This is a genomic window from Crocinitomix catalasitica ATCC 23190, assembly GCF_000621625.1.
Classification (GTDB): domain Bacteria; phylum Bacteroidota; class Bacteroidia; order Flavobacteriales_D; family Crocinitomicaceae; genus Crocinitomix; species Crocinitomix catalasitica.
On record NZ_JHXV01000022.1, the window covers coordinates 80,531 to 88,611 of the forward strand.

Annotated in this window: 2 protein-coding genes and 1 pseudogene; all 3 read left to right on the plus strand. The window is 36.1% G+C overall.

Annotation, left to right across the window (positions count from 1 at the left end; translation table 11 throughout):
• Window positions 1-412 precede the first annotated feature (412 nt).
• Entirely contained in the window at window positions 413-3,724 is a 3,312-nt protein-coding gene (locus tag T367_RS0113160) for a VCBS repeat-containing protein (RefSeq protein WP_027420272.1), read from the plus strand.
• A gap of 572 nt (window positions 3,725-4,296) precedes the next feature.
• Entirely contained in the window at window positions 4,297-6,504 is a 2,208-nt protein-coding gene (locus T367_RS25510; protein WP_051568545.1) for a T9SS type A sorting domain-containing protein, read from the plus strand.
• 300 nt (window positions 6,505-6,804) lie between these two features.
• Window positions 6,805-8,081 (plus strand): annotated as a pseudogene (locus T367_RS24035) (hypothetical protein); the annotation flags it as partial.

Below are 8,081 nucleotides of genomic sequence, written 5' to 3' on the forward strand. Positions count from 1 at the left end.
GAGTCGATTCAGTTCGATTCCCCCTTTTTTATTCATAATTACTGCGTATTAATACTCAATGCTGTTGTTTAAGAATTTAAATTGTAGGTGATTTGCATGCGTTCGAATAAATTATAACTAGCAAAGTGTTGTCGACTATATGTCTTTGTTTTTGGTGGTTTATTTATTCTTGATGGTTAATTAAGCTGAAGTTAATATTAGGTTTAAAGAACGCTGAATAAGATTTTTAGAGGAAGGATTGATTAAATACACACAAAAAATTATATTTGTATACGTTTGATTTATAAAGTCTGAGTAATTTATCGTATAATTATTTTAATTAACGATTTCCAAAATGATTGATAGGTCTAATAAGTAAAGGACACAATTACATTAAAATCTAAATGAAAATTAAAAAGGAATTATTTTAAGTATGAAATTGAAAATCAACTATCTTCTTTTTGCAATATTAATAATCTCACTATCGTCGTGTAAAACAAGTTCTGACAAAGAAGACTTGCTTGTTGATACTGTTGAAAGTAAAGATCAAATGGGTTTTGAATTATTGTCAGCAACCAAAACAGGTATTCATTTTATCAATTCCATTACAGAAACAGAGGATCGTAATATCTTCAATTTTGAATATATGTATAATGGCGGAGGTGTTGCTGTAGGAGATATAAACAATGATGGTTTAGTCGATATTTACTTTACAGGGAATGATGTTTCTGATAAGCTTTATTTGAATAAAGGTGATATGGTTTTCGAAGATATAACAAATACGGCCTTTCAGCATGATATGGCAGGTGGTTGGCATACAGGTGTGAATTTCGTAGATATAAACGCGGATGGTTATTTAGATATATATGTTGGTCTATCTGGAATTACTGACGATCGATCAAAAATGGAAAATTTACTGTTTATTAATAATCAAGACAATACTTTTTCTGAAAAAGGAGAAGAGTATGGCGTGAATTGTAACAAACGAACAACACATTCTGCATTTTTTGATTATGATAATGACGGTGATCTTGATTTATATATTTTGAATCATCCAAAAACGAATATCGAAGATACGATAACGAATGAAGAATTGATGAGGATCGTAAGGGAAGGTGAAGATGCTGATGTTCTCCTTCGTAATGATAATGGGAATTTTACAGATGTATCATCAAAAGCAGGTATTCGGAATGCTACTTTTGGTTTAGGTATAGCCGCAAGTGATATCAATAATGACGGACATGTTGATATCTATATTTCGAGTGATTTTGCTCATCCCGATTTTCTATACATGAACAACGGAGATGGTACTTTTACTGATGAATTACGACACAGAACAAATCATGTGTCTAATTTCTCAATGGGGAATGAAATAGCTGATTTTAATAATGATGGCTTTCTCGATATTATGACATTAGATATGGCCAGTGAAGATCATATCCGTTCTAAAAAGAACATGGGAGGGATGAACCCTAAATTCTTTGCAGATGTTGTAGCTATGGGTTTTCATTATCAATACATGTTTAACGTACTGCAATTAAATAATGGTAATGGTACTTTTTCGGATATAGGTCACTTAGCAGGTGTATCAAAAACGGATTGGAGTTGGGCGCCACTCTTTGCAGATTTTGATAATGACGGATATAAAGATTTATTTATCACCAACGGTTATAAACGTGATCTTCGAGATGTTGATTATCAAAGTGAATATTATCGTAAATCAGAGAATGACCAAATTGGCGATTTAAAAAATGAATTAGATTTAATTCCAGCTACAAAAATTAAGAATTATATGTTTAAAAATAACGGCAACTTAATATTTAAAAACGTAGCTGCTGATTGGGGATTAGATGTGCCAATTAATTCTAATGGTGCGGCTTATGCTGATTTAGACAATGATGGGGATTTAGATCTTATATTGAATAATATGGATGATGTTGCCTCTATTTTCGAGAATACATTAACGGGTTCCTCTAATAATTATTTGCGTTTAAAAATTGATGGATACGATAAAAATATGCAAGCGATTGGTACTAAAGTCACAATTTACACAGAAGATGGTTTGCAATATCAAGAATTACATGTCTCTAGAGGATATATTTCTTCCGTAGAAAACACGTTGCATTTTGGTTTAGGTTCAATTGAGATTGTAGATAAAATAGCGGTTCAATGGCCAGATGGAACAACGTTAGAGCAAGATAATATTAAAACGAATAGTGTACTAAATATAAAATATGCAGATGGTGCAAAGCGTAATTTAACTGCTGCAAAAACAGCGCCGTTATTCAGAGATATAGCAGATTCATTACTGAAGTTTAAGCACAATGAGAGATCGTTTGACGATTTTAAAACTGAAATATTACTCCCAAATAAACTTTCGCAATCAGGTCCGTTTATAACTAAAGGAGATGTAAACGGAGATGATTTAGATGATATTTATATCAGTGGACCAGCGGGAGGAACAGGTAAATTATACCTGCAAACAGCTGTTGGTTTTAAGGAAAAATCAGGTCCATGGTTAAAAGAAAAGGGACGTGAAGAAATGGATGCTGTTTTTTTCGATGTTGACGGTGATCAGGATTTAGATCTTTATGTTGTTAGTGGAGGAAACGAATATAACTATAATTCCCCTTTGCTTATAGATCAACTTTATATCAATGATGGTAAAGGAAATTTTAAGAATGAATCTAATAGGCTTCCACAAATTCCAGTTGGTGGTCAATGTGTAATCACAGCAGATTATGATAATGATGGTGATCTAGATTTGTTTATTGGTGGACGACAAGTGCCAGGTCTTTATCCATATCCTCCGAATAGTTACATTTTTCAGAATAATAATGGGCAGTTTAGTGATGTTACTTCAACGTCACCCGATTTGAAGAATCCAGGATTAATAACGGATGCGATTTTTGATGATTTTGATGCCGACGGTGATTTGGACTTAATTGTTGTCGGAGAATGGATGCCAATTTCATTTTTTCAAAATAATAAAGGTGTCTTTTCAAATGTAACAGCAGTTTATAACCCAAACCCAGAAGTGGGCTGGTGGTACTCAATTGAAAAAGGAGATTTTAATAAAGATGGGAAAATGGATTTTATAGTGGGTAATTTGGGTGAAAATAATAAGTTTCATCCTTCAAAAAAGTATCCTCTAGAAATTTATTGTGGCGATTTTGATGGAAATGGTACAAATGATATTGTGCTTGCTGGATATCAAGATAATATCTGTTACCCTGTTCGTGGAAGACAATGTTCATCTGAGCAAATGCCTTTTATTAAAGATAAATTCCCTACTTACGATGCCTTCGCAAAGGCAGATCTTGCAAGTATTTATGGACAGGACTTTTTGAATAATGCGATGCATTATTCTGCAACGAATTTTAGTTCAGTTGTTTTATTGAGTGAGAATGGTGGTTATAAAGTAGATCGATTACCGGTTTATTGTCAACTTGGACCAATTAACCGAACATTAGTTGACGATTATAACAAAGATGGTAATTTAGATATTTTAGTTGTTGGAAACAATTTTGGTGTGGAGGTAGAAACAATTCGATACGATGGGGGGAGAGGTGTTTTATTGATAGGTGATGGTGCTGGTAACTTCCAACAACGTTCACCGGTTGAGTCAGGATTCTTTGAAAATAATGATTGTAAAGATATGGTTCAACTCAAGTTCAAAGACAAAACAATCGTAATTACCGTTTCTAATCAAGCTGAAGCTAAAACTTTTTTACTCAAAGAATAACGTTTTATAAATAGATTAAAGTGTTTAACTAGAATCGTTAAATGCACTTCTATTATTAATTTTGAGTGTATTTAAAGGTAAAGTAATGAATTTGCGGTGTGACATTGCAATAAATTTATGGAGCAGAAAAAAAGAACTTTTATTCTTTGGCTTGGTAAATACTGTCTGTTTTAGTTGCGAAATGTCTAATTTAAAATAGTTACGGTTTGATAAAAGTTATTGAGAAAACTTTAGTCAATAATGTATAATTAAACAAGGGTAAAATGTTTAAATTCTTCTCTTTTATTTAGGCTAAAGTCAATACAGCTAATTAGTTAATGATTTTATTGTGTTTTATATGAATAACTTAGAGTGCAAATATTTACTTTTTTAAGTATAGATTATTAAGAAATTATAGACTCTTTATTTATTCAAATATATCGTGTAGTTTGCATGGTGATTAGGAGAATAGAAAATTCTTCGGTTTTATCTAAGCTCGAACTTTTCATTAAATTTAAGACGTAATTATTTTGAATTAATTAAAATAAAATTGTAAATTGTTAGCCTGATTAAATCATTAAAATTTTAACACTATGAAAAAAATTTACAATTTAAGTTTAGTTTTATGCTTCATTTTCTCTTTAGGGGTAAGTGAAGGATGGAGCCAACTTACAGTGCTCGAACATACTGGCGAGATGGTGAGCTATGAGGTGCCTATTGGGGTGACGTCAATTAATATTGAAGCGCTTGGAGGACAAGGTGCCTCCGGAAATCCTTCTTATGTTGGAGGAAAAGGAGCAAAAATGTCTGGAGATTTTGATGTAATACCTGGCTCAAGGTTAATTATTGCAGTAGGTGGACAAGGTCAAGGACAAAGTAGTAATTCAAATGGCGGCGGTGGCGGCGGAAGTTTCGTAATGTTAGAGGATCCTTTATCGCCTAACGTTATAGCTGTTGGTCCATTTGCAGGTGTTCCTGTTACGCCTTTAATAATTGCAGGCGGTGGTGCAGGTACAAGATCTGCTTGTTCTCAGAATGGTAATCCAGGATTAATTGGTGAGAATGGTGGAACAGGTGTAGCTGCTTCTTCTGGTGGAGGTACACCTAGTGGAATTGCTGTTGGATACGGTGGTGACATTCGTACCTCTTGGGGATCAGGAGGTGGAGGATTTATTGGTGATGGTGCTAATGATGCTTCTTATGGTTGTGGAGGAAAGTCTTTTTTGAATGGAGCTTCTGGTGGTACTGGTTGTGGTTCATGTGGAGATAATGCAGCTGGTGGATTTGGTGGTGGTGGACAAGGTAGAGGTTGTCAAGGCGGCGGCGGCGGCGGCGGATATACTGGCGGCGGTGGCGGCTGGTGTGCTGGCGGTGGCGGCTCATTTAATTCTGGTATGTTGCAGGACAATGTCGAAGGATTTAATGAAGGTCATGGACAAGTTTCAATTCAAGTTTTATGTTTAGGATTAATTACTGATATACCAGTAACTGGTGTTTGTATTGGAGATGAATTAACATTGTATGCTGAGTCAACTTCAGGTGGAGTAATTACTTGGGATAGAGATGTAGATAATGGCGTAGCGTTTGCTCCCGAATTAGGAACTTATACTTACACTGCTACTAGTACAAGTATTACTGATTGTGGATTCACAATTGAAATTTCTGCTTCTGAGGTTCCTGTTTTAATTCCTAATTCTAGTTCTCCAGCAGCTTGTGAAGGTACTTTTATCACTTTATGGGGTGAAGGTGGAGATAGTTATACTTGGGATAGAGGTGTTATAGATAGTGTTGCCTTTGCTGCAGAGCCAGGTGTTAATACGTATACTTTAAATGGTTCTTATTTGGATTGTCCAGGTGAACCTGTAACAATTACTTTAACTGGTGCTCCTCGTCCAGATGCTTCAAGTACAGCGACTCCTGATGAAATTTGTTTAGGTGAAAGCTATGTATTAACTGGTGACGGTGGTGCAGCAACCTATAATTGGGGTCGTGGCATTAATGATGGTGACGAATTAACACCGGAAAGTCCAGGTTCTTATACACATGTTGTAATCGGAAATTCTGATGTAGGTTGTGGAGATACTTCAATGGTAACTGTTGTCGTTCATGGTTTACCAGAAGTTCACGGTGGAAGTGATGTTGCGGTTTGTGAAGGTGACGAAGTTACTTTAACTGGTTCAGGAACAAGAACAATTTCATGGGATATGGGAATTACCAATGGTGTTCCTTTTGCTGCAGAAGCAGGAGAAATTGTTTATACAGTAACTGGAACTGATGTTAATGGATGTGAAGATACTGACGAAGTATTAGTAACAGGTGTTGAAATACCAAGAATTGCATCATCTGATATAACTCCAGAGTATTTTGGATATGACGGTGAAATTAATATTACTGTTGAAGGTGGTTCAGGTGAGTATACTTACGCATGGTCTCATGGTCCAATTTCAGAAGATGTAGGTTCATTAACTGACGGAACATATACTGTTATCATTAATGATATCACATTAGAAAAAGGATTGTGTCCAATGGAAGCGACATTTACAGTCGGAACAGAATTAGGGTTAGAAAACATAGAATTAATAGAATTAAATGTTTATCCAAATCCAACAACTGACCGTTTAGTAATTGTAACTGCTGGAACATTTAACTACGATGTTATGAATATCGCCGGTGAAATATTCCATCAAGGACAAGGTACTGATCAAGTGGAATTTTCTATGAAAGATTTAGCTAACGGTGCTTACATTATCCGCGTAAATGCAAACGATAAAATTGGATTCGCACAGGTTGTGAAACAATAAACATTATAGCCTTAGTACTAAGGTCTAAAAATTAAAAAGGGGCAGTTGAATTTTCGACTGCCCCTTTTTTTATGCTAAATTGAATCCCAACTCTTAGTATCGGTGTCTATTTTATAGCAAGGGTTATCTTGCTCATGATTTAGTGTAAATACTTATGTTATAATGCCTATAGAAAAACAAAGTGTTTTATTTAACATTAAGATATTTATTTGTTAATAATGCACGTAAAGATTTCATTTATTTATCATAGTGTGAAAAATATTTTATTTTTATTGAAATTATTCTAAAAATTTGGGTGAAATGAAACAAAATTACATGACTAAGATATTATTCTTTGCTATATTTTTAAGTGGTCTGGGCACCGTTTGGGGTCAAGAAACAATTTTTGAATATACGGGAAGTTTGCAGTATTATACAGTACCTGCGGATGTTACAAGAATTAGTATAAGAGCGGAAGGTGCTCAAGGAGGAAATGATGGTGGACTTGGAGCCATAATGGACGGTGCTTTTGATGTTACACCGGGAGATGAATTTGTCATTCTTGTTGGTCAACAAGGTGGAATGGCATTGGCAAACCAAGTTGGTGGTGGCGGAGGTTCTTTTGTAAGTGATCTTGCTTTAGTGCCATTTGTTGTTGCTGGTGGTGGTGGTGGTAAAGCATGGGATGGCAGTGGCTCTCCTACTTTTCCTGGAATTGATGCCAATATCACAACGGATGGAAATAGGGGTTACAGTGATCATGGAGGTTCTCCTACACGATATGGAATTGGTGGTGTTGATGGAAATGGCTCTACACTTCCTGGACCATCTGGAATGGGACATGCTGGTAACGGCGGAGGTTATTATACAAGTGGTGCAGCATCAAGTTGTGGCCCTCCAGGTATAGCTTATATTTTAGGTGGTGCTGGTGGAGTAGGTTGTTCTGGTGGTTCTGGTGGCTACGGTGGTGGTGCTAACGGTGGAAACTGGGGCGGCGGCGGCGGCGGCGGTTATTCTGGCGGTGGTGGTGCTTGGCACGGACCGACGAATGGCGGCGGTGGCGGCTCTTTTAACGCAGGTGAAGATCAAGAAAACTCTGTAGGTCGTACAGGTAACGGTCGTGTTGTTATGACGGTTTTATGTACTGGTTTAGAACTAACTGCAACAGAAACTGGCGTATGTGCTGGAGAGTCTGTTAACTTAAGCGCTAGATCTTTAACAGGTGGTGATATAACTTGGACAGGTGGAATTACTGACGGTGTTGATTTTGTTCCACCTTTAGGAACAACTATATATTCTGCAGAAAGTACAAGTCCAGAAGATTGTAATTTAGAAGTAATTGTAACAAGTACAGAGGTTCCTGTTTTAATTCCTAATTCAAGTTCTCCAGCAGCATGTGAAGGAACATATTTGACACTATGGGGTGAAGGTGGTGATGCTTATACTTGGGATAGAGGTGTGATTGATAATGAGCCTTTTGAAGCGGAACCAGGTGTTGTAACTTATACATTGAATGGATCTTTATTAGGTTGTGAAGGTGAACCTGTAACAATTACTTTAACTGGTGCTCCTCGTCCAGATGCTTCAAGTACTGCGAC

Coding starts and splice junctions, on each gene's coding strand:
- T367_RS0113160 (WP_027420272.1), top strand. CDS start 413: ATGAAATTGAAAATCAACTATCTTCTTTTTGCAATATTAATAATCTCA.
- T367_RS25510 (WP_051568545.1), top strand. CDS start 4,297: ATGAAAAAAATTTACAATTTAAGTTTAGTTTTATGCTTCATTTTCTCT.